This is a genomic window from Dolichospermum compactum NIES-806 (assembly GCF_002368115.1).
Taxonomy (GTDB): Bacteria; Cyanobacteriota; Cyanobacteriia; order Cyanobacteriales; family Nostocaceae; genus Dolichospermum; species Dolichospermum compactum.
The window spans coordinates 4,491,480-4,513,116 of sequence record NZ_AP018316.1 but is presented as its reverse complement, the minus strand read 5'-3'; the positions used below and the strand labels follow the sequence as shown (position 1 = coordinate 4,513,116).

The 21,637-nt window shown below is 38.2% G+C and carries 22 protein-coding genes, 1 tRNA gene and 1 pseudogene; 6 read left to right on the top strand and 18 right to left on the bottom strand.

The window, feature by feature from the left end; all coding sequences use genetic code 11:
* Positions 1 to 34: 34 nt before the first annotated feature.
* From CA730_RS20980 to pstS, 7 genes are all read right to left on the bottom strand, one after another.
* The gene (locus CA730_RS20980) at positions 35 to 652 is read right to left on the bottom strand and encodes a 2OG-Fe(II) oxygenase (protein ID WP_096670240.1); all 618 of its coding nucleotides are present in this window, start codon (positions 650 to 652) and stop codon (positions 35 to 37) included.
* 234 nt (positions 653 to 886) lie between these two features.
* Positions 887 to 958, bottom strand: a tRNA-Cys gene (locus tag CA730_RS20975).
* A gap of 123 nt (positions 959 to 1,081) precedes the next feature.
* Positions 1,082 to 1,678 (bottom strand): chromophore lyase CpcT/CpeT, encoded by a 597-nt coding sequence (locus CA730_RS20970; protein WP_096670238.1) that lies wholly within the window; start codon positions 1,676 to 1,678, stop codon positions 1,082 to 1,084.
* 129 nt (positions 1,679 to 1,807) lie between these two features.
* A complete protein-coding gene (gene pstB, locus CA730_RS20965) occupies positions 1,808 to 2,587 on the bottom strand; it encodes a phosphate ABC transporter ATP-binding protein PstB (RefSeq protein WP_096670236.1) in 780 nt (259 codons plus the stop codon).
* A gap of 38 nt (positions 2,588 to 2,625) precedes the next feature.
* Positions 2,626 to 3,498 (bottom strand): phosphate ABC transporter permease PstA, encoded by an 873-nt coding sequence (gene pstA, locus CA730_RS20960; protein ID WP_096670234.1) that lies wholly within the window; start codon positions 3,496 to 3,498, stop codon positions 2,626 to 2,628.
* Between the two features lie 340 nt (positions 3,499 to 3,838).
* Positions 3,839 to 4,828 carry a phosphate ABC transporter permease subunit PstC gene (gene pstC, locus CA730_RS20955; RefSeq protein ID WP_096670232.1) on the bottom strand — a complete coding sequence of 330 codons (990 nt, stop codon included), beginning with the start codon at positions 4,826 to 4,828 and terminating at the stop codon, positions 3,839 to 3,841.
* Between the two features lie 161 nt (positions 4,829 to 4,989).
* On the bottom strand, positions 4,990 to 6,030 hold the full coding sequence (gene pstS / locus CA730_RS20950; RefSeq protein ID WP_096670230.1) for a phosphate ABC transporter substrate-binding protein PstS: 1,041 nt from the start codon (positions 6,028 to 6,030) through the stop codon (positions 4,990 to 4,992).
* A gap of 747 nt (positions 6,031 to 6,777) precedes the next feature.
* Here pstS and CA730_RS20945 point away from each other — a divergent pair.
* A complete protein-coding gene (locus CA730_RS20945; RefSeq protein WP_096671702.1) occupies positions 6,778 to 8,577 on the top strand; it encodes an aspartate kinase in 1,800 nt (599 codons plus the stop codon).
* A 130-nt stretch (positions 8,578 to 8,707) separates the two neighbouring features.
* Positions 8,708 to 8,974, top strand: a complete 267-nt coding sequence (locus CA730_RS20940) for a YnfA family protein (RefSeq protein ID WP_096670228.1) — start codon at positions 8,708 to 8,710, stop codon at positions 8,972 to 8,974.
* Here the strand turns inward: CA730_RS20940 and CA730_RS20935 are convergent.
* From CA730_RS20935 to CA730_RS20920, 4 genes and pseudogenes are all read right to left on the bottom strand, one after another.
* Positions 8,913 to 9,104 (bottom strand): annotated as a pseudogene (locus tag CA730_RS20935) (nuclear transport factor 2 family protein); the annotation flags it as partial. The gene CA730_RS20940 and the pseudogene CA730_RS20935 overlap by 62 nt on opposite strands.
* 28 nt (positions 9,105 to 9,132) lie before the next feature.
* Positions 9,133 to 10,521, bottom strand: a complete 1,389-nt coding sequence (gene hisS, locus CA730_RS20930; protein WP_096670226.1) for a histidine--tRNA ligase — start codon at positions 10,519 to 10,521, stop codon at positions 9,133 to 9,135.
* A gap of 39 nt (positions 10,522 to 10,560) precedes the next feature.
* Positions 10,561 to 10,806 carry a hypothetical protein gene (locus CA730_RS20925; protein WP_096670224.1) on the bottom strand — a complete coding sequence of 82 codons (246 nt, stop codon included), beginning with the start codon at positions 10,804 to 10,806 and terminating at the stop codon, positions 10,561 to 10,563.
* 88 nt (positions 10,807 to 10,894) lie between these two features.
* Complete coding sequence (locus CA730_RS20920; protein WP_096670222.1) at positions 10,895 to 12,316, bottom strand: aldehyde dehydrogenase family protein; 1,422 nt, start codon at positions 12,314 to 12,316, stop codon at positions 10,895 to 10,897.
* A gap of 128 nt (positions 12,317 to 12,444) precedes the next feature.
* Here CA730_RS20920 and CA730_RS20915 point away from each other — a divergent pair, with 128 nt between their 5' ends.
* Positions 12,445 to 13,308 (top strand): isocitrate lyase/PEP mutase family protein, encoded by an 864-nt coding sequence (locus CA730_RS20915; RefSeq protein WP_096670220.1) that lies wholly within the window; start codon positions 12,445 to 12,447, stop codon positions 13,306 to 13,308.
* Between the two features lies 1 nt (position 13,309).
* Here CA730_RS20915 and CA730_RS20910 read toward each other — a convergent pair whose 3' ends face one another.
* On the bottom strand, positions 13,310 to 14,317 hold the full coding sequence (locus CA730_RS20910) for a WD40 repeat domain-containing protein (RefSeq protein WP_096670218.1): 1,008 nt from the start codon (positions 14,315 to 14,317) through the stop codon (positions 13,310 to 13,312).
* Positions 14,266 to 14,742, bottom strand: coding sequence for a WD40 repeat domain-containing protein (locus CA730_RS20905; protein ID WP_096670216.1), 477 nt, complete (start codon positions 14,740 to 14,742; stop codon positions 14,266 to 14,268). Before CA730_RS20905 ends, CA730_RS20910 begins: the two co-directional genes overlap by 52 nt.
* 329 nt (positions 14,743 to 15,071) lie before the next feature.
* On the opposite strand from CA730_RS20905, the gene CA730_RS20900 reads away from it, so the two are divergent.
* Positions 15,072 to 15,293 carry a hypothetical protein gene (locus tag CA730_RS20900; RefSeq protein ID WP_096670214.1) on the top strand — a complete coding sequence of 74 codons (222 nt, stop codon included), beginning with the start codon at positions 15,072 to 15,074 and terminating at the stop codon, positions 15,291 to 15,293.
* Positions 15,293 to 15,577: a type II toxin-antitoxin system RelE/ParE family toxin gene (locus CA730_RS20895; protein WP_096670212.1), complete on the top strand. Its 285-nt coding sequence runs from the start codon at positions 15,293 to 15,295 to the stop codon at positions 15,575 to 15,577. Before CA730_RS20900 ends, CA730_RS20895 begins: the two co-directional genes overlap by 1 nt.
* Positions 15,578 to 15,669: 92 nt before the next feature.
* Here the strand turns inward: CA730_RS20895 and CA730_RS20890 are convergent, their stop codons facing one another.
* The 5 genes from CA730_RS20890 to CA730_RS20870 all read right to left on the bottom strand — a co-directional run bounded on the left by CA730_RS20890 (position 15,670) and on the right by CA730_RS20870 (position 19,410).
* Positions 15,670 to 16,413 (bottom strand): Uma2 family endonuclease, encoded by a 744-nt coding sequence (locus CA730_RS20890; protein ID WP_096670210.1) that lies wholly within the window; start codon positions 16,411 to 16,413, stop codon positions 15,670 to 15,672.
* A 91-nt stretch (positions 16,414 to 16,504) separates the two neighbouring features.
* Entirely contained in the window at positions 16,505 to 17,419 is a 915-nt protein-coding gene (locus CA730_RS20885) for a methylenetetrahydrofolate reductase (RefSeq protein WP_096670208.1), read from the bottom strand.
* Between the two features lie 119 nt (positions 17,420 to 17,538).
* Positions 17,539 to 18,543, bottom strand: coding sequence for a tryptophan--tRNA ligase (gene trpS / locus CA730_RS20880; RefSeq protein WP_096670206.1), 1,005 nt, complete (start codon positions 18,541 to 18,543; stop codon positions 17,539 to 17,541).
* Positions 18,544 to 18,719: 176 nt separating this feature from the next.
* Entirely contained in the window at positions 18,720 to 19,127 is a 408-nt protein-coding gene (locus CA730_RS20875) for a helix-turn-helix domain-containing protein (protein WP_096670204.1), read from the bottom strand.
* On the bottom strand, positions 19,102 to 19,410 hold the full coding sequence (locus tag CA730_RS20870) for a type II toxin-antitoxin system HigB family toxin (RefSeq protein ID WP_053538135.1): 309 nt from the start codon (positions 19,408 to 19,410) through the stop codon (positions 19,102 to 19,104). The genes CA730_RS20875 and CA730_RS20870 overlap by 26 nt, the downstream gene beginning before the upstream one ends.
* A gap of 243 nt (positions 19,411 to 19,653) precedes the next feature.
* On the opposite strand from CA730_RS20870, the gene CA730_RS20865 reads away from it, so the two are divergent.
* Complete coding sequence (locus CA730_RS20865) at positions 19,654 to 21,234, top strand: B12-binding domain-containing radical SAM protein (protein WP_096670202.1); 1,581 nt, start codon at positions 19,654 to 19,656, stop codon at positions 21,232 to 21,234.
* The last annotated feature ends 403 nt before the right edge of the window (positions 21,235 to 21,637 follow it).

The following is a 21,637-nucleotide window of genomic DNA, read 5'->3' as shown; positions in this document are numbered from 1 at the left end:
GCGTAAATCCTATTAAAGACGAAAGCTAATAAAATTACGTTTTCCTTTGTTTTTTCCCATTCCCTTGATTAGCCCTAGATTCTAATGTAAACTGTGGTATTTCCTCAAGTTCATCCTCACTCAAACAATACTGTTCACAAACAAGACTTAAGCGATTTCCCACAGTCGTCACTGCATTCACAGAATGAGTTAAATCACCCTGAAAGTAAATTAAAGAATTGGTTTGGGGTTTAACTTGTCCAACTTGGCGTTTTTGCGATTTTAGCACCAATTCACCCCCCTCCATATCCTCTGGTACGCGCACATAAAGAACACTTACAAATACAGGAGGTTCAACGGTTTTACAATAGGAACGCAAAGACCGATCAATATGGGGGTCAACGCGAGAACCTGCTTTGAGTAATAAAGGATTCAAATAAAAAGCATTACAATTGGGTAAAAGCGCCAAATCCAAATAAGGCTTGAAATAGGGGAATTTTTGAATAACTTCTGCTAAACCCTGACGCTGAAATACCACAGAAAAGCCTTTAGTATTAATAAAATCCCGGTTGAGGTTATTAATAGCAAAATAGGGACAAGCTTGGATTTCTCCCCACAAGTCCTGGAGATATTGAACAGGAAAGGCGTTAGGATGTTGTTGATAGTATTTCACGGTCAGTTCAATTAATTCTCGTCTGATAGCGTAACGTGGCGCAAGCCATATCAGGATTTACAAGATTATAGGATTAACAGGATATTTGATTTTATATTTCTAGCAAATAGCTAAACAAAACAATTAATAAAAATCAGATTATCAGAAACCCTATCAACGAAACGAAAAAACCATCCTGTCAATCCCTAAATCCTGGATATCCTGATTCAGACAATATACAGACAATATATATAAAGGCGACACCCGGATTTGAACCGGGGGATGGAGGTTTTGCAGACCTCTGCCTTACCACTTGGCTATGTCGCCGCACTCACAACTACTAATGTTAGCACCCTTTTTTTGAATTTGCATCATCTAGGAGAATTTTTTTTTGAAGATTGATGTTTTTTACTTAGCTGGACAGACGCAAAGCCTGTCCTCCGGTGGAGATTAGGGATGTAATTTCACTTCTTCGGCAAAATTCGCCCAGCGCACAAAGTAAAATGGACCAGCAACAGAACCCCAAATATGCTCATCGGTGTCAGGATTTCGCCCTCTGTCGCGGCTGATGAACTGTTCACCATCAAGTTCAAAATCACTATCTAAATAGGTTCTTTGCCCGTCACGGATGACAATGCAGCCCTTTCCAGGCTCGACTGTGCCTTTAAACTTGGTGCCAGTCCACTCTACAATCATGTTACAGCCACAGAGTTGTTCTAGGCGATCGCTCGTTAAAGTCTGCAACCTTTGTAAATCGCGGGAAGCGCCGTAAAAATCTTTTTCTTCTTTGACAGTATAGTTTTCAATATGGATTTTATCCCCCACAGTCGTCAGATGTAATACCCGCACCCGATAAGGCTTATTCAACATATAGTCATAAGCTTGTTCTACAAACAAACTTACACCTGATAACACCCCCCAATGGAGGGGACGCATACATACACGAATATGTGCAAAAAAAGCCGGGTTCTCAAAAACCTGGGCTTGATTGCTAAAATCAGCCGCCATCCAGCGAGCTAAGGTGGCAACATCTGTAGAATGAGTCATAGGAATTGGGGATTTTTTTAGTACATAGACTTGACACACACTAGCTTATTTTAAACCTTGGTGGATCACGTCGCTTTGGTCTAAAATCCAAAATCGTTCGACTGAGCGAAGTCGAAGTCCAAAATCCTATTAACCAAATCGTCCAGACACATAGTCATGAGTCCGAGTATCTAGAGGATTACGAAAGATTTGACTAGTCTCCCCGAATTCCACCATTTGACCAATGCGACTTTCATCGGTACTAAAAAAGGCAGTAAAATCAGAAACACGAGTTGCCTGCTGCATATTATGGGTAACAATCACAATTGTGAATTCCGTTCGCAATTTGTGAATTAACTCTTCCACTTTCATTGTAGCAATTGGATCAAGGGCTGAACAGGGTTCATCCATTAGCAATACCTTGGGTTTAACAGCCAAAGCCCTAGCAATACAGAGACGTTGTTGTTGTCCACCGGAAAGACCTGTGGCAGACTGATGAAGTTTATCTTTGACTTCATCCCACAAAGCGGCACCTTTAAGCGCAGATTCGACAATTTCATCTAATACTACTTTTGGAGATTTACCAGCAATTCTCACACCATAAGCCACATTTTCATAAATGCTCATGGGAAAAGGATTGGGTTTTTGGAATACCATGCCAATTTCTCGACGCAGACGATTGATATTAATCTTTGGATCGTAGATATTTTGACCGAAAAACTCTATCCGACCTTCAACTTTGACTTTTCCTTCTAATTCACTAATCCGATTAATGGTTTTAATGAATGTAGATTTACCGCAACCGCTAGGACCAATTAATGCAGTAACTTGGTTTTTATAGATATCTAATGATATTCCTTCAATAGCTTTATAGTTTCCGTAGTAAAAGCTAAGATTCTTGACTTGGATGGCAGTAGTTAAGTTACTCATGATTGACTAAAGTAGGAAAGAAAATTTTTTAGTTGACCTTATCTTTTCTTAGCAATTACGCGAGACAGCAAGCTGAAAAACAAAACTAAAGTCAGGAGAATTATTGAGGTTGTCCATACTAATTGATTTACGGCTGGATCAGGATTGTTATACAGGTTAAAAATCAATACTGGTAAGGAAGCAGTAGGACTGAATAAACCATCGGACCAATTTTGACTAAATAAAGCGGTAAAAAGTAGTGGTGCTGTTTCACCAGAAGCTCGAGCTATAGCTAAGGAAATCCCCGTAGTAATCCCTGGGATTGCCGAACTAACAATAACACGAAAGGTAGTTTGAAAACGAGTTCCTCCTAATGCTGCGGATGCAAGACGTTGAGGAACGGGAATTAGCTTTAAAGCCTCTTCTGTTGTTAATACTATCACTGGTAGCATAATTACAGCTAAAGCAAACCCCCCAGCGATCGCGCTAAATCCCTTAGTTAATAAAACAATCACACCATAAGCAAATATCCCTACAATAATGGAGGGAACACCTGTAAGAATGCTAGTAATAAACCGAACATACTGGGTAAATGGGTTGGTTTGACTAAATTCTGCTAAGAAAATTCCTGTAATTACCCCCACAGGAATACTTAGTAATGCACCGATACTTACCATAAGTATAGTACCAAGAATAGCATTAGCAAACCCATTTTCAATTAATGGATGAAATAACATCTCTACTCTGAGGCCAGAAAGCCCCCGTGACATGATTTCCCACAATATGGATAATAATGGCAACAGTGCTAAACCACTCAGACCAAAGGCAATCCCGGTCATTGAGTATGTGAATAATTGTCTACCTGTGGATAGGGGCTGACATAATGAAGCCGCAGCGGCTTGATCTGTTTCTGAATTTGTATAAGCGCTCATGTTAATTTTGGATTTTGGATTTTAGATTTTGAATTGTTTTTAAGTAGGGCTTGCTGAAAAATTTGTCTTAGGGAACACCAAAAAATAAATTACCCAATTCTGTGGGATGGGCATCCTGCCCGTCCTTGATGATTAGCGGGCTTTTCGTCCCGCACAACAAGAAATTTTTGGGTATTTTTTTAATTGGAAGTCCCTTAAGTAGATAAACGGGAAAAAACCGTAGACCCGGATCTGCTCCTCACAAGAGTAATATGTAACGAAAAGTAAAATTTCCCTATTCCCTGTTCCCTGTTCCCTGTTCCCCCTTGCCTCTGGGCAACCACGGGGGGTTTGCCCCTACTTATCTATTTTTTTTGCCAACCCATTCGACTATTAATACAGCCGCAATATTTATAGCTAGTGTTAAGGCAAATAAAATTAGACCTAAATAGCCTAATGCCCCAATATGTAAGCCTGGTTCAGCTTCGGCAAATTCATTGGCTAAGACTGCGGGAATATTATATGCTGGATCTAGAAGGGATATGCTGATTTGGGCGGAGTTACCGATTAGCATTGTCACAGCCATTGTTTCACCTAATGCCCTGCCTAGAGATAGCATTGTTGCACTGACCATCCCAGAAAATCCTGCTGGTAATAAAACCCGAAAAACTGTTTCCCAACGAGTTCCTCCTAAGGCCATAGATGAGCTACGTAACTCTTTAGGAATAACCATTAAAACGTCACGAGAAATAGCTGCCATTGCGGGTAAGGTCATAATGGCGAGAACAATGCCCGCTGTTAACATATTGTTACCGGCGGGGTCTTGTGTGTTAAATAGGGGGATAAACCCGAAGGTGCTACCTAACCATTTTTCTATGGGTGTGATGACGGGAATAAAAATGAAAATGCCCCATAAACCAATAATTACGCTGGGAATAGCGGCGATTAATTCAATGACAAAGGCTATGGTGCTTTTGACTGGATTTGGTAAAAAATCTTCACTGGTGACTAGGGCTATGGATATGCCTACGGGTATAGTTAATAAAACAGCGATCGCACTACTGACTAAAGTTCCATAAATATAAGGTAATGCCCCGAAAATCTGATTCCCTGTATCCCAATCTTGACCCCATAAAAAGCCCAAACCAAATTTACCAATAGCTGGTTCTGCTTGCTTGAAAATCACCCAGGTCATAACAAAGAGGATGGCTACAGTAATTCCAGCGAAAACATACACTAGCCATGTAAATCCTTTATCAAACCAGAAATTAACGCCACCTGTGGATGTTAAATCAATATTTCCATCACTTAAGCTTAGTGAATTATTCTGAGATTCAGATGAATTAGCCATGATCAATAAAAAGTTTATGAAATCTGATCCATTAGATATAAGCGTCCAGCCGTCATAACCCAGCCAAAAAATGAAATAGTCAAGCAAGTAAAAGCAAGCTTTAATTACCTACATTTCCATATTGAAACCTGATAAATAACGGCTGAATGCTCACATAAAAATTACTTAACGGTGCTATTTACTGTTTGTAAAACACGGTTGACAACATCACCAGGAATTTTGGTGTAGTTGAGGTCATCATTATACTGTTGACCGTCTTTGAGTACCCAGTTAATCCATTTTTTCACAGCTTCTGCTTTAGCAGGAGTGGAATACTGTTTGTAAATCATCATCCAAGTCAAACCAACGATGGGATAACCTTGTCCTGGATCGCCGATAAATACGCGGTAGTTATCAGGGAATCTTACTGTTGATAAGGCTGAGTTCGCAGATGCTAAAGAAGGAGCGACAAATTGTCCTTTCTTATTTTGGACTTCCGCTGAATTTAGTTTGTTTTTAGTAGCGTAGTCATATTCAACATAACCAATAGATCCAGGGGTGCTTCTCACTAAAGCTGCTACTCCAGGATTACCTTTACCTTTGAGAACGTTTGGTAAATTCCATTTGGGAGCGGTATTAGCTCCAACTCTACCTTTGAAATAACCATTAATAGAACTTAAATGGTTGGTGAAAATAAATGTTGTACCACTACCATCAGCGCGAACTACAAATTTAATTGGACTATTTGGTAGATTTGCACCGGGGTTATCCCCTTTAATTTTTGGATCATTCCAGTTTTTAATTTGTCCAGAGAAAATTGCTGGTAATGTGGTACGAGATAATCTCAATTTGTTGACACCAGGTAAATTATAAACAACGGAAACGGCACCACCAGCAGTGGGTACTAAGATCACACCATTCTTAACTTTAGCGATTTCATCATCTTTCATCGCTGCATCACTACCACCAAAGTCAACTGTTCCCGCAATGGTTTGACGAATACCACCACCACTACCAATAGCTTGGTAGTTAACTTTCAATTCGGGGTGCTTCTTTCTAATTTCACGAGCATAACGTTCGTACAAAGGAGCGGGAAAGGTTGCTCCAGCACCGTTTAAAGTTTGAGCTTGAGCGATCGCACTCAACATTGGACTCAGTGCAACAGCCCCGGTTATGACTGAAGTGGCAACAACACGATTCAAAATGGTGGATAAAAAAGCCATACTGCCTCTTAAGTTTTCAGAAATACTTACTTAGGGAATTACATCCTGGTATTAATTTTGATATTAAATAGTTAAGAAAACATTAAGAATACAGCAAAAGCCGTTTAAGTTTAATTTAAACATTTAATTTTAAGTAGTCGGACAAAATTAAATTCACTCGTTGAGAGAGGGAACAGGGAACAGGGAACTGGTAAATAATTTTCTTCCTCCTGACTCCTGAACTCCTGACTCCTATTCGATAAAATATCCTAGCAGTGTCATGTAAATAAACAGTCTGCTAGGAATAAGTGGTATTATTTTGCCATGTTTGAGCGGGTTAGTATTTATATCTAAATAAATACTTTCTTATTCTTAACTACAATAAACAAAAAATATGTATAAATTGGTTAAGATAATTCATTTGACGCTCTTAGGTCTAAAGACACTGAGATTCTTTAATCAATGAGCCAACTTACGAAAGCTGGATTACCCCAAGTGACATACTCCACACACTCCCTTTCAACACTCCCTTTCAGGTGAGTGTGGGCTTCTCGGCGACTCCTCTATGAAGACATTAACCGAGCTTTAAAGCCCTATGCCCTGGGGACTTTACCGGGTAATCCTGTAAATGGTTAATTTGTGATTAAAATCAAAGTCCGAAATTGCTAACGGGTGTATTTTTTTTGGTAATCTAAACTGGCACTTTTAGGGTTTTTCATAGTCGTGACAATCCTGACTGTGGCAAAACAAGTGATTAAAGAGAATTTTATGGCGCTTATAGTTCAAAAATACGGTGGTACATCTGTTGGTTCAGTCGAACGGATTCAAGCTGTAGCAACGCGGGTTGAAAAAACTGTCAAAGCTGGAAACTCTGTTGTCGTAGTGGTTTCGGCAATGGGTAAAACCACTGATGGCTTAGTTAAACTAGCTAATGACATCTCTAAAACTCCTAGTCGTCGGGAAATGGATATGCTGCTTTCCACAGGAGAGCAAGTTACCATTGCTTTACTGAGTATGGCATTGCAGGAAATTGGTCAACCAGCAATTTCCATGACTGGCGCTCAGGTAGGCATTGTTACCGAAGCAGAACACAGCCGCGCTCGGATTTTACATATTGAAACTGAACGCTTAATGCGGCAAATAAATGGCGGTAAAGTGGTTGTGGTTGCCGGATTTCAAGGAATTAGCAGTACAGAAGAATTAGAAATTACTACTTTGGGACGTGGTGGTTCTGACACTTCCGCAGTCGCCATAGCCGCTGCTATCGGGGCAGATTTTTGTGAAATTTATACAGATGTTCCGGGAATTTTAACTACAGATCCGCGTCTTGTTCCTGAAGCCCAATTATTGACAGAAATCACGAGTGATGAAATGCTGGAATTGGCTAGTTTAGGGGCGAAGGTATTACATCCCCGGGCTGTGGAAATTGCCCGTAATTATGGCGTTCCCTTGGTGGTACGGTCAAGTTGGACGGATCAGCCCGGAACTTGGGTAACAACGCCGTCTAGGCAAGATCGGGCGTTAGTGAATTTAGAATTGGCACGGCCGGTGGATGCTGTAGAGTTTGATATTCAACAGGCAAAGGTGGCTTTATTGCGTGTTCCTGATAGACCAGGGATAGCAGCCCAGTTATTTGGGCAAATTTCCCAGGAAAATGTTGATGTGGATTTAATTATTCAGTCTATTCATGAAGGTAATACTAATGACATTGCTTTTACAGTAAATACTTCAATATTAAAACGGGCGGAAGCAGTATCATTGGCTATAGCACCGATATTTAAAAGTCAGCATAGTTCAGATGAAGCGGAAGTGATGGTAGAAAAAGATACCGCCAAAGTGAGTATTGTCGGGGCGGGAATGATAGGTCGTCCGGGGGTAGCAGCGCAGATGTTTACAACTTTGGCGGAAGCTGGTGTGAATATTCAGATGATTTCTACCAGTGAAGTTAAGGTGAGTTGTGTTGTGGATATTGGGGATTGCGATCGCGCTATAGCTGCTTTGTGTCATACTTTTGAAATCAACTCTTCTTCTACTTCTCTCTCCTCGGCTGCGACTAAAGCCCCGGCTGTGCGTGGTGTCGCTTTAGACATGAACCAAGCCCGAATTGCGATTCGGCAAGTACCAAATCATCCGGGTATGGCTGCCAAATTGTTTGGATTTTTAGGGCAACACAACATCAGTGTGGATATGATTATTCAATCCCAACGTTGTCGAATAGTAAATGGTGTTCCCGGAAGAGATATTGCCTTTACTGTGGCGAGAATGGATGCAGAAAACGCTCAACAGAAATTAAAAGCAGTTGCCAAAGAGTTTGATTGGGGTGAGGTAGTATTAGATCAGGCGATCGCTAAAGTTAGTATCGTTGGTTCTGGGATGGTAGGACAACCAGGCATAGCCGCCAAAATGTTTACAGCTTTAGCTAAAAATCACATCAACATTCAAATGATTGCTACTTCAGAAATTAAAATTAGTTGTGTTGTCGGACAGGATGAAGGTGTCAAAGCATTACAAGTTATTCACTCAGCTTTTGATTTAGCCGGAAGTGAAAAATTTGTAGTTCCAGCGTGAACATATCCAGTCTGATTTTTCTCCTACAGCGATTTCCAATCATATAAGGTACATCCTAGCCCCCTCATCGCTTGCGGGGAGGGGGTTGGGGGTGGGGTTCTTGTTCCAGGTTTGATGACAATTTGCTGTAATTGCAGCATTCGCAGAAATCTCTGGATGCTACAGTTTCTGGGCATGGTTAAGATTAGGAAAAAGCATCTTTTGGGTGATTCCCGGAATTTTTGTTTTGATTATCTTTGCTGTAAACCTAACCCCCCGGACTCCTTCCCTACCAGGGAAGGGGGGTTTCAAAGCCTCTCCCCGACGCGGGGAGAGGTTTGGAGAGGGGTTTATTTATACATTAAAAACTCCTTTGCTCGTTTTTTACCTACATTTAACCCATGAAATTTTCCCATAGGAAACCAAAAAGTAAAATCATCTGTCAGCATATCTAAAAATGCTTGCCAATTACCAGTTTCTAAACCTTGTACAAAATACCCAAATGCCTGATTAGCGACATTTAAAGTGCGTTGCGATTGTGTATTCATCTATTTATTCCTTTTAGTATAATCAAAATTATCCCAGTCTGCGTTTAACTTCCTCCGGTAAATCTGCCAAAGCTACTTCTATTTGTTCACCACTTTGTAAATCCTTTAAAGATGATTTTTGTGCTGCTGCTTCATCAGCACCAATAATTACACAAAATCTAATTCCCTGTTTATCTGCGGCTTGAAATTGTTTACCTAAAGGGCGTTTTTCAAAGTTAGTCACAACATTAATTCCCGCTTGCCGTAACTGTTGAGATACTTGTAAATAAACAGGCATTAAATCCTCTTGCATATTTACTACTACAACTTGAGTAGGTGTAGCAGATAAAGTATTCAGAATACCCGCTTTTAATAACCTGCTAATTAACCGAGTTAAACCAATAGAAATACCCACACCGGGCATTTTTTCACCGATAAACATTCCCACTAATTCTTCATATCTACCACCAGAACAAATACTCCCCAAAGCTGCATGACCTAATAAAGTAGTTTCGTAAACAGTTCCAGTATAATAATTTAAACCACGAGCAATAGATAAATCAATACAGAAACGTTTATCAGCAACTCCTAAATTTCTAACTCCATTAATTACAGTTTCTAATTCATTCACTCCTAAATTAAATTGTTCTGCATCTGGCAAACTTTGAGCTAGGTGTTTGAGTTTATCTAAAACATCATCAATGCTGCCATCAATTTTCACAAACTCAATAATTTTCTCCGTTTGTTCTGAAGAAATCTCTTCTTTCTCTAACTCTTGTTTGACTTTAGCTTCGCCAATTTTCTCCAAATTATCAATAATACTAATACAGGTTTTAATTTGGTTCTCAGCAACTCCTACAGATTGGAAAAACCCTGTTAGAATTTTGCGGTTATTAATGCGAATCACAAAATCGCCAATATTAATCTTTTCAAAGATCTCCGTGATAATTGCCGGCATTTGGGCATCATAAAGTAAACTCAATTTACCACGAGCAACTACATCAATATCACATTGTCGAAACTGCCGAAACCTTCCATCCTTTGCCCGTTCACCCCGAAACACCATATCCATTTGATAACGAGCAAAGGGAAAACTTAATTCATTTAAGTGACGCGCAATATAAGCAGCAAAAGGAACAGTTTGATCAAATTTTAAAGCCCTAGCTTCTGAACCAGTTTCTCCAGACTTATCCTTTTCTGCTTGGCGATTTGGTGGTAAAATTGGCTCAATACCATAAATAATATTGTCACCTTGATTACCTTTAGCTTGTAGAACTTCTAACCTTTCCACTGCTGGGGTTTCAATGGGTGTAAAACCATAACTTTCAAAAACCTGACGAATAATATCTAGTAAATATACTTCAAGACGCTTTTCGCTAGGCAGAAACTCGGGAAACCCGCTAGGAGTAGAAAAGTTAATTTTGTCAGATTTAGTCATGTTTTTACCTTAATAAATGGGAAATTAACCACAAAATTACTATTTTACCCTTTCTTCTTGAATTAATGTCCGTTGGTAAATTTGATGATTTTTAAACCAGTGCCAAGTGCGAGCGCGATGATTATTGTCATGACTGATCTGAATCATTTCATATAAGTATAAATATGGAAATTCTTTATAACCAAACCACAAAATAATGCTTGAATCATCAACTACTGTATAATTTCCTAACCACTCACCCTCATGACGAGATAAAACAGGCATTTCTAAACGAATATTAGATATAAGATAATTTGGTAATTGGTAATTGGTAATTGGTAATTGGTAATTGGTAATTGGTAATTGGGAAAACTTTTACCCAGTTTCCATATCCCTAGTCTTCATTATTAAACCACCAAGGGTCTTTATCAATGTTAGTTTTAATCAAAAAAGCTTTTTTTCGCATAAAGCGTTTAAAAGCAGATTTACCCATGCGTGAACCTCCCAAACCAGAAAATTTAAAGGCGTTTTTCTCTCCTTCGTGCATCATAGCTGTTAAACCTGCATCATTAATACTAATAGCACCTACATCTATTTGCATACCAATTTCTAACGCTAACTCTTCTGATTCAGAAAATATAGCAGCACTTAATCCATAAATAGAATCATTAGCTAAATTTATCGCTTCTTCTATATTAGCAAAAGGCATAACCGGCATAATTGGACCAAATGTTTCCTCAGTCATGACTTTCATAGAATGATCAACTTCAGTCATAACCGTAGGACGACACCACCAACCTCCACCTAATTCTTCTAATTTACCACCACAGTGAATTACTGCCCCTTTGGCAACAGCATCTTGCAGATGATCATTAATAATAGCCGCTTGTTTTTCACAAATAATTGGACCAATTTCGCCATTGTCAATAGTTGGATATGCCAATTTCAATTCATGGGCTTTAGTGACTAATTGATGATAAAATTCTTCAAAGATAGATTCAGCGACATAAATTCTTTCAATTGATAAACAGGACTGTCCAGAATTTACAACAGAACCCCATAAAATGGCTGAAGTTGCTAAATCTAAATCTGCTGATTCTAAAACAATAGCTGGGTCTTTTCCACCTAATTCTAAGAAAGCAGGAATAAATTTTTGGGCTGCTGCTTCTGCTACTAACCGCCCAGTTTCTACACTACCTGTAAAACAAATTAAATCTACATCCTCTATTAAATATGCTCCTGTTTGTCCTGCTCCTTCAACAAAGTTTAAGACATCACGCAATTGAGGAATTGTATTGATTGTAGTCATCAAAGGAGCAACAAATCGGGGAGTGATTTCACTAGGTTTAACTATTACGGCACAACCCGCTAGTAACGCCGGAGTTGTATCAATTGTAGATAACAATAGGGGGAAATTCCAAGGACTAATTACGCCAACTAGAGGATAAGGAACAGCCATTTGTTGTAAAGCAATAAAAGGAATAGATGTATTTTTTGCTGTCCCTTGTATTAATTGTGGAGCTAAATTACACCATTTATCAATACTAGAAATAAAAGAATCTACTTCTGTCACTGATGTTGATAATCTTCCCGTATCACTAACTAAAGCTTCTATTAATTGTGTTCGGTCTGATAATATAGCTTGTTTCCATGCTTTTAAAGCGGCAATTCTGCCTTCAATTCCTAATTTTTGCCATATAATTTGTCCTCTCCGCAGACGGTGACATTGCTGGGAAAGTAATTTTGGTGGAGGAGGAACGATGACATAATCAAATTTACCTGTGCGGGGGTTGCGGACTTCTATTGGTTTACTCATTTGTGATTAATTTAAATTTTATCTCTCGCAAAGGCGCAAAGGCGCAAAGGAAGAAATACTATAAGTTTCCGAAAACGTTTTTACAGTATTTATTGTATTCTCAAAATAGTCCATTTATAGTTATTTGTATGTCTGCTGCTCAAAAACTGCGCGAATTACTGGCAAGTCCCGAAATTATTGTTATTCCTGGTGTTTATGACTGTTTGAGTGCAAAATTGGTAGAAAAGGCGGGTTTTGATGTTGCTGCTACCAGTGGTTTTGGGATTGCTGCTTCTACTTTGGGTTTACCTGACTATGGTTTTCTCACTGCTACAGAAAATTTGTATACTGTCGGGAGAATAGCTCAGTCAATTAATATACCTTTAATTGCTGATTGTGATACGGGTTACGGTAATGCTTTAAATGTGATGCGGAGTGTTAAAGATGCGGTGCAGTTGGGTGTAGCTGGGATAATTTTAGAAGACCAAGAATGGCCGAAGAAATGCGGACATTTTGCAGGTAAACGGGTGATTTCTCTGACTGAACACGCGGGAAAAATCCGGGCTGCGGTGGAAGCGCGTGGTGATAGCGGTTTGGTCATTATAGCCCGAACTGATGCCCGTGCGCCTTTGGGGTTGGAGGAAGCTATTAGTCGTGGTCAATCATACATCAATGCTGGTGCAGATGTCTTGTTTGTGGAAGCTCCCCAATCTGTGACAGAGTTGGAAATTATAGCCGCTGCTTTTCCTGATGTGCCATTGGTAGCAAATATTGTTGAAGGTGGGAAAACTCCGGCTATTTCTCCTACTGAATTGCAAAATTTGGGGTTTAAAATTGTCTTTTTTCCTCTGACTGCACTCATGGCTGTAACTGAGGTAATGAGTGTTTGTTTTCGTCATTTGAAGGAACAGGGAAGGACTGATAATTTATCTGGTTTGATGAATTTTCAGGATTTTCAAGAACTCATGGATGTGCCGCAATATTTAGCTGTGGAAAAGGAGTATAAGGAATGAATTATGGACATAGCTGCATGAAAAAATCATCAATTTGACTATCAATTACTTGTGCTGGATTCTGATTATTAGCTTTAAGACTTAATATTTCTTGCATATCTTGATCGCACAGCATAACTATTAACTTATTAGCATCAAGCCAAGCTCTACGTCTTGCTTTTAAGGCTGAATCACTTGCTTTTTTTCGACTACATAGAATACCAAATGAACGTAACCCAGGAATATATAAATATTGAGATAGTGACTCTACAGCTTTTTGATCAGGAGGATTTACATAATTTTTAAATTCTGTTACAACATACCTAGTCTTAAATTGAATTTGTATTCTACCCCAAATTGGATCACCACTTGATATAGGATAGATAGCATCTAACCTATCAAGGCCATCTTCTGATTTGGATTGAATTTTTGGCGAAAGCAAGGGAGGAATAAATACATAATTGAAGATTTTAATACAAATATCTTCATATTGCCGCCAATGTTCTCTTCCTGGTGGAATTTGCAGTAAATTTTCTAGTAATTTAGCTGATTGATTGTCCTGAATAGTATCATTTTCATTGATTGGGTTTATACTTTCATTAGTACAAGCTTTTTCTATAGTTAGAGATGATAATACTTCTTGAGAATAAGATAAATCTGAAGTATAGATTAAGATTTCATCATCTTTATTTAAAATGTTGGGGTAATTAACATCAGAAATAAAGTCCTTTTTCTCTTCTATATCATGATGTAAATCTGAGGTTATCCGAGATTCATAAGATAATTCTGTTTTATCAGTAATGCCAAGTTCTTTTCCACTATTATCATTTTGATTTTGTATTTTACAGAAAAGAAAATTAACTTCTATATCCCAGACACGAATAGCCATATTTTGTTCACAAACTGAAGCTAGTATAGACTTTTGTGGATGAAATGCTAGACCAGAAATTGCACTTCCATCTTCTTTAATAACTGCTACTATATCCCATGTGTCAGAATGCCAAACCCGAATGCTACCATCTCCAGACAAAGAGGTCTCCCAGTCCAAACATCCCAAAGTCTAACTATTTCATCATCTCCAGCCGAAGCCAGTACCTGTCCATCCGGTGACCATGCTAAACTCCAGACTTGACCAGAATGTCCTTTAAGAAGACGATGCAATTTGTTAGTCTTTAAATCCCATAGCCTAATAGTTTGATCTGCTGAAGCTGAAGCCAACATCCGTCCATTTGGTGACCAAGCCAAACCATATACTTCGGCTGAGTGTCCTTTAAGTGTTTGACTTACTTTTCCCTTCTGTGCATCCCAAAGTCTGATAATTTTGTCGTTATAGCCAGCAGCTATAATTTTGCCATCGGGTGACCATGCAATTATGTTTATTTCTTTGTGACAGGAGAGTGTATGCTGAAGTTTTACTCCGGTGAGGAAGTTGCTATTAGAGATTGCGTTTGACATTAGTAATTGTTTTTTATCAGTTAGGTATTGCTCAGTAATTCTGAATAAATAAGCTTTAAAATAAAGTATAACTTGTCAAGGATTGAAAAATATTCAATAAGTATAAATATCAAAGCAGCTAGTTTAGATTTTTCACACCCGCCAAATCCAAAGATAGGTGTAATAGTATTTTCAACCCAAAATCCCAATAATATTACGCTTCCGGTTCAATTCTCAAAGTACGTCACCGTGTAGTCAAGCAATTTGCTGTAGGGTTGGTGTCCTATGTCTCTTTTTCCTGAATTAAGTTATAATCTATTTAAAGAAAGTCAATTAAGAGAAACTAGATTATGGTGACATTAGAAGAGGCAATTTTAACTGTTAATCAACTTCCTCTTGAACAAAAAGAAATGTTATTAGAAATTATTAAAAATCAAATGATTGAATCTCGTCGTGAAGAAATTGCTGAAGATGCAAAAAAAGCGATTTCAGCCTTTCACAAAGGAGAGTTAAAACCTCAATCTATGGAGAGTATTATTGTTGAATTACAAGCAAGTTTAACAGAAGATTAATGAGAGAATTAGTTTTAACGCCTAAATTTAAACGAGCATTTCGCAAATTTGTTAAGCGTGATCCTCAACTTGAGACAAAAATTATTCAAACATTAGAACTAATGCAAGAAGATGTTTTTGCTTCTCAATTAAGCACTCATTCATTACAAGGAAAATTATTAGGAATAAAAGCTTGTTCTTGTGGTTACGACTGTCGAATTTTGTTTACTTTAGAAATTGATGAAAATAATACAGAAGAAGTGATTGTTTTACTTGATATTGGTAATCATGATGAAGTTTATTAGTCTGATAGCTTATTTGGTGGTAAAAGGATGATCGATCATCTGTCTCTACTCCCTTTAAATCCAAAATCGTCACCATTACATTTAATTTAATATTACGCTTCCGGTTCAATTCCCAAAGCCCGTAATTGTGCAGTTAAGCGATTTGCCCTTTGTGTTTCCTGTTCGGCTCTTTCATCACCACTCAATAATAAATTACCTTGCAAATCCCACCACCGCAACCAAGGTAATTCTGCATTCTGATATTCTCCTTGCCATAAACCCAACTCCACACCCATAGGTGCAATCGGATAATGTCCTCGTTCATTTGCTGGTAATAACTGATATTGTCCACCCACTAATTCATAAACTTCTATACTGGCTTTATTCGCTTCGTAAATACCATAAAAAGCGGGTTTAATTACCTGTTCATAAATCCAAAATTTACCTTTCCAAGGCGTTTTATCTCGCTCTTCTGAACCATTCCCAGAAACAAATTCCAAGGCAACTAATGGCGAAATATATTCTAACCAACGCACATAAGAACGTCGGATTTTACCATCTAGTAAAGGTGGGACATTGGGTATATAAAACCAGTCTGGAGCTAGTGCGCCAATTTCTGGCGGTTCGGTAATTCGCCAATAAATAGCACTATTTTGACCTATGATATATTGCCCATCTGGATGATGTTTTTGTAATACAGGCTTGATAGAATCGGTTAGTAAAATACTTTGAGGATGTGCCTGGAAATTTTTTACAAAAGTACCGTTAGATTCTGGTAGTTGGGTATGATCTGGAAGATAGGTTTCTGGGTAAGGGCGTAAGTTTGGATCTTCCTGGACATCAGTTGTAAAAGTCATTATGTCCTCCTGCTGATGTGAGGTTTATTCTAGTTTAGCAAAATTAGGATGTAAAGCGATCGCACCTAACTGAATACGATCGCATTTCCATCTAACTAACCTTCTCTACCCCCGCTAAATCCAAAATCGGTGCAATCAAATCTTCCCGTTTCACCGCCATAATATGCACACCCTGACACAATTCCTGCGCAATTTGCACTTGTTCGGCGGCAATTTTCATGCCTTCTTCGAGGGGATGTTTCGCTTTTGCTAATCTCTCAATAATGTGTTCAGGAATATTTACACCGGGAACAGCCTTATTAATAAACTGGGCATTTTTTGCCGATTTCAAGAGAAAAATTCCTGCCAAAATTGGTTTATTGTAACCACAGGCAATTTTATTCATGAACTTTTCTAGTATGTCAAAATCAGTAATTAATTGACTTTGAAAAAATTGCGCCCCGGCTGCTATTTTCTTTTCAAAGCGACTTTGTAAACCTGACCAACTTTTCGATTGAGGATCTACTGCTGCACCTGCAAATAAATCTAATGCACCATCAGTGAGGGGTTTTTCATTAAAATCAAAACCCTGATTCATGTTTCTAATTAACTGCAATAGTCGCACAGCTTCCAAATCAAAAACAGCTTTTGCTTGAGGATGATCACCGGCTTTTACAGGGTCGCCAGTTAAAGCTAAAATGTTGCGGATACCCAAAGCATGAGCGCCCATTAAATCTGCTTGTAATCCAATTCTATTGCGATCGCGGCAAGCAAACTGACAAATCGGCTCAATGCCATTTTGCAATAAAATCACCGACGCTACCAACGAAGACATCCGCATTACGGCACGGCTACCATCAGTAATATTGACAGCATGAACCCTTCCCTTAAGAGTCGCTGCCATTTCGATGGTATGGGTAGGATCTCCGCCCTTGGGAGGTGCAACTTCGGCGGTAATTAAAAAGTCACCCTTTTGGGCGGCTGTGCGGAAGTTGTTAAAAGCACTAAAGCTATAAGTATCCGGCATAGTTCAAATTTATCTTGAGGTTTTCTTAAAGAGTAAAACGAATTACACATTAAAGACTAAACCTTAGTTATATATTACTCACTCAGATCCCCGACTTCTTGAAGAAGTCGGGGATCTATCTATGGAACAGTGAAACCCAAAGCTGCTTTCACATCTGCTAGAGTAGAGTTAGCGATCGCTCTGGCTTTCTCCCCACCATCCCGCAACACTGACTCTAAATAACCCTTATCCGCCATTACCTCCTGATATTTGTCCTGAATTGGCTTTAAAGCATGAATCGCCGTTTCTGTCAATAAAGGTTTGAACTGTCCCCAACCCATATCTGCACATTCAACCGCTACCTCTTCCTTAGTTTTTCCAGCCAGCAGCGTATACAGCGTCAATAAATTATGGCATTCTGGGCGTTCTGAATCATCAAAGGTTAAACCCTTCACCAAATCAGTTTTACAGCGTTTAATCTTCTTAGTAATCTCCTCTGGTGAGTCTAAAATATTAATTCGGCTTAATTCTGAAGGATCTGATTTTGACATTTTCCTTGTCCCATCTGTCAAACTCATCACCCTTGCACCTTCCTTTCTAATTAAAGGATCTGGTAATTTTAATACAGGTGCTTTTTTGGCAAATTGGTGATTAAACCGATTAACAATATCCCGTGTTAGTTCTAAATGTTGCTTTTGGTCTTCACCCACTGGCACTTTATCAGCTTGATAAAGGAGAATATCTGCCGCCATGAGGACAGGATAATCTAACAAACCAACACCGACATTTTCCCCTTGTTTAAGGGCTTTTTCCTTAAACTGAATCATATCCTGCAACCAGTTCAGGGGGGTAATGCAATTTAGCAACCAAGTGAGTTCACTGTGTGCGGAAACGTGGGACTGAACAAAGATATGAGAGTGTTGTAAATCAATACCACAGGCTAAATATAAAGCAGCAATCTTGTAAGTATCAGCCGCTAAAGTGGCGGGATTATGCGGTACAGTGATAGCGTGTAAATCTACCACACAAAAGAAATTTTCATACTGGTCTTGAATTTCTACCCAGTTACGAATCGCACCTAAATAGTTACCTAAGTGTAAGTTACCAGTTGGTTGAACTCCCGACAAAACGCGCTGCTTACCCATAATTATCCGTTATTTATCTCCTCTTCCCCGCTTTGTAAATGGGGCGGTTACAAGACTCATTTTAGTAGTCATTGGGAGTGATTGGGGATTAGTGATGAGGTTATTAAAAACATCTTTCATCTTTTTCTGACTTTTGCCAGAAGTTTCTACAATTACCGGGTAAGCGGAAAACTCAGTTATGAAACTAAATAAGTAGGATCAATTTGGAAAAAAATAGCTAAATCTTGAATTTGTTTTTCTGTTAATTGGCGTTTACCATGAAGAATATCTAAAACTATTGACTCACTTTCTAAGATAGAAACTAAATCTTTTGGTTGCAGATTAGATTCTTCTAACAAAGCTTGAAGGAGTGGAATGCCTGTTAAGGTAGGTATTATTTCATGTTGTTGTTCATAATCATAAACAAGAGTAGCAAGAACCTTAAGATAGTCTCGATCATCTTGTGTAATATTTTGTTGATCTAAAATAGAATTAATTTGATTTTGAGTAGCAATTAATTCATCTTCATTGGTAATTGGTCGTGGAGGAAATGTGGTAATTAGTTTTATATAGTAGTTACTAGGAATTTTTAAACCACTCGTCATTTTTCCAATTCTCCTTATCGTATTCAGCATGAGTGAGTACAGCACGTATAAATAAGAGTTGATACTCATAATCTATATAGGTTATCAAGCGATAATGATTACCTTTAATATTAAAAACAGTGAAGTTACCAACTAAATCTGCTGATGGAAAAATTTGTCTGACATCATTAAACTTTTCCAATTGAGAATCAGATATACGTTGATACCATAGTAAAAGTCCTGATTCTGCTAGGGAGTGCTTTTCCCAAAAGTCCCTAAGTATTTTTTTGCTAATAACACGCATCAATTTAAGAAAATAATATTATAACCATTTTCAAGTAAATTTACCAAATATTTTATCTCAGATTTGAGACGTAAATAAATTTTGTTTGCTGAACTGTAATTTATCTTTACCTTATCTATTTCTTTTCTTAAATATAAAACTAAAAGAATCTGTACCTCCAGAGAGATAAAAACCAACTGACCTAACTTTTATAGTTCAAATTAAATAGGTTTTGATCAAAAACAACTCAGGGAAATATACTTAATGAAAGCTTTATTAATCTGGCCGATAATGCCTAATTCTTTTTGGTCTTATCAGGAAACCATTGATTTAGCTGGGTTACGATCTACGAATCCCCCATTAGGGTTAATCACGGTGGCAGCAATGTTACCGAGTGATTGGGAATTCAGATTGAGCGATCGCAATGTCCGTCTAGAAACAGATGCAGATTGGGAATGGTGCGATCTAGTCATCATTTCTGCAATGATCATTCAACAACAGGATTTTGGTGAATTAATTAGAAAAGGTAAAAAGTTAGGTAAAAAAGTGGCTGTGGGGGGACCATTTGCCACATCTGTACCCGAATTTGTGATCGAAGCCGACGCAGATTATTTAATTTTAGATGAAGGGGAAATCACTATTCCCATGTTTGTAGAGGCTTTAGAAAAGGGAGAAGAGAAAGGGATTTTCCGCGCTACAGAAAAACCCGATGTCACCACAACTCCCTTACCTCGATTTGATTTATTAGACTTAAATGCTTATATAGCGATGACGGTGCAATTTTCCCGGGGTTGTCCATTCCAATGTGAATTTTGCGATATTATTACCCTTTTTGGTCGCAAACCCCGTACGAAAACACCAGAACAAATTCTCGCAGAATTAGATGCTTTATATCAAATGGGTTGGTGGCGTTATGTATTCATAGTTGATGATAACTTTATTGGCAATAAACGCAATGCTAAAGTATTTTTAAGGGCATTAATTCCCTGGATGGAAGAACGTAATTATCCTTTTGCTTTATTAACAGAAGCTTCTTTAAATTTAGCAGAAGATGATGAATTACTAGAATTGATGGTAAAAGCTGGTTTTGTTCAGGTATTCATGGGAATTGAAACCCCTGATGTAGATAGTTTAGTCGGAATTAATAAACCACAAAATACCCGCAATTCCTTAGTTGAATCTTGCAATAAGATTACCAAAGCTGGATTACAAATTATGTCTGGTTTTATCTTAGGATTTGATGGTGAAAAACCAGGTGCAGGTAAACGGATTCAAGAATTTGTGGAAGCAACTTGTATTCCCCAAGCTCATCTTAACTTATTGCAAGCATTACCCAATACAGCCATGTGGACTCGCTTGCAAAAAGAAGGACGGTTAAGGGATGGTTTAGGTGAATTTGTGGGTTCTCAAAAAGCCTTAATGAATTTTGTTCCCACTCGGCCAATGTCGGAAATTGCCGAGGAATTTATTGATGCTTTTTGGAATTTATATGAACCCATGCCATATCTAAAACGGACTTTTCGCCATTTTATGATGATGGAAGGTTGGCGGGCTAAATATGAAAGAAATTTAACAAAACCAGAGTTTCAATTTTTAATGTCTATTTGTTGGCGACAGGGATTTTTACGTTCTACACGGTTTGTTTTTTGGCAGCAATTAATAACAATGGCACGGCAAAAACCTCACCTATTATATGATTATTTAATTGCCTTGGGTACAGGTGAACATTTTTTCAAGTTCCGTCATGAAGTCAAGGCAGAAATAGAATCGGAATTAGCAGAATTTCAGCAACATCAACAAGCACAAGAAGTCATAAGTTTACAATTAGAACCTGTGAGTAGTTAGGTCAACAAAATAAAACCAAACTGTGTCAAGAAAAGCACAATTCCTGAAAACTTCGGTTCTTCCGTACCTGTTATGCCAAATATGAGTTTATTTACCCCATCACCCATATAAATAAAGGGTTTCATTGTTTTTGATGCCAAATTTATATCAAATTCACCGATGAATTAACGTAAAATCCTTACAGTATAAGGATTTTAGGGTTTCACAAAATTATTTAGCATAGTAAGTACCGAAGAACCAAAACTTCTTCACTCTTACCTTGCCAGAATGCTGACTACTGATAGCTGAATGCTTACAGAGTCACTCACTGCATAAACGGTTTATGGGTAAATAACTTGCAAAAATACTGGCTTGGACAGATAATTGATGTTGTTGATACCAGGTGAAAGCATTATCTGCAACT

Excerpts from the sequence above, each read along its gene's own strand:
- pstS (WP_096670230.1), bottom strand. The coding sequence starts at position 6,030 with ATGGCTTTTTTATCCACCATTTTGAATCGTGTTGTTGCCACTTCAGTC.
- pstA (WP_096670234.1), bottom strand. The coding sequence starts at position 3,498 with ATGAGCGCTTATACAAATTCAGAAACAGATCAAGCCGCTGCGGCTTCA.
- CA730_RS20900 (WP_096670214.1), top strand. The coding sequence starts at position 15,072 with ATGGTGACATTAGAAGAGGCAATTTTAACTGTTAATCAACTTCCTCTT.
- CA730_RS20970 (WP_096670238.1), bottom strand. The coding sequence starts at position 1,678 with ATGACTCATTCTACAGATGTTGCCACCTTAGCTCGCTGGATGGCGGCT.
- trpS (WP_096670206.1), bottom strand. The coding sequence starts at position 18,543 with ATGGGTAAGCAGCGCGTTTTGTCGGGAGTTCAACCAACTGGTAACTTA.
- CA730_RS20905 (WP_096670216.1), bottom strand. The coding sequence starts at position 14,742 with ATGTCAAACGCAATCTCTAATAGCAACTTCCTCACCGGAGTAAAACTT.
- CA730_RS20915 (WP_096670220.1), top strand. The coding sequence starts at position 12,445 with ATGTCTGCTGCTCAAAAACTGCGCGAATTACTGGCAAGTCCCGAAATT.
- pstC (WP_096670232.1), bottom strand. The coding sequence starts at position 4,828 with ATGGCTAATTCATCTGAATCTCAGAATAATTCACTAAGCTTAAGTGAT.
- CA730_RS20875 (WP_096670204.1), bottom strand. The coding sequence starts at position 19,127 with ATGACGAGTGGTTTAAAAATTCCTAGTAACTACTATATAAAACTAATT.
- CA730_RS20945 (WP_096671702.1), top strand. The coding sequence starts at position 6,778 with ATGGCGCTTATAGTTCAAAAATACGGTGGTACATCTGTTGGTTCAGTC.
- hisS (WP_096670226.1), bottom strand. The coding sequence starts at position 10,521 with ATGACTAAATCTGACAAAATTAACTTTTCTACTCCTAGCGGGTTTCCC.
- CA730_RS20920 (WP_096670222.1), bottom strand. The coding sequence starts at position 12,316 with ATGAGTAAACCAATAGAAGTCCGCAACCCCCGCACAGGTAAATTTGAT.
- CA730_RS20890 (WP_096670210.1), bottom strand. The coding sequence starts at position 16,413 with ATGACTTTTACAACTGATGTCCAGGAAGATCCAAACTTACGCCCTTAC.
- CA730_RS20865 (WP_096670202.1), top strand. The coding sequence starts at position 19,654 with ATGAAAGCTTTATTAATCTGGCCGATAATGCCTAATTCTTTTTGGTCT.
- pstB (WP_096670236.1), bottom strand. The coding sequence starts at position 2,587 with ATGAGTAACTTAACTACTGCCATCCAAGTCAAGAATCTTAGCTTTTAC.
- CA730_RS20895 (WP_096670212.1), top strand. The coding sequence starts at position 15,293 with ATGAGAGAATTAGTTTTAACGCCTAAATTTAAACGAGCATTTCGCAAA.
- CA730_RS20885 (WP_096670208.1), bottom strand. The coding sequence starts at position 17,419 with ATGCCGGATACTTATAGCTTTAGTGCTTTTAACAACTTCCGCACAGCC.
- CA730_RS20870 (WP_053538135.1), bottom strand. The coding sequence starts at position 19,410 with ATGCGTGTTATTAGCAAAAAAATACTTAGGGACTTTTGGGAAAAGCAC.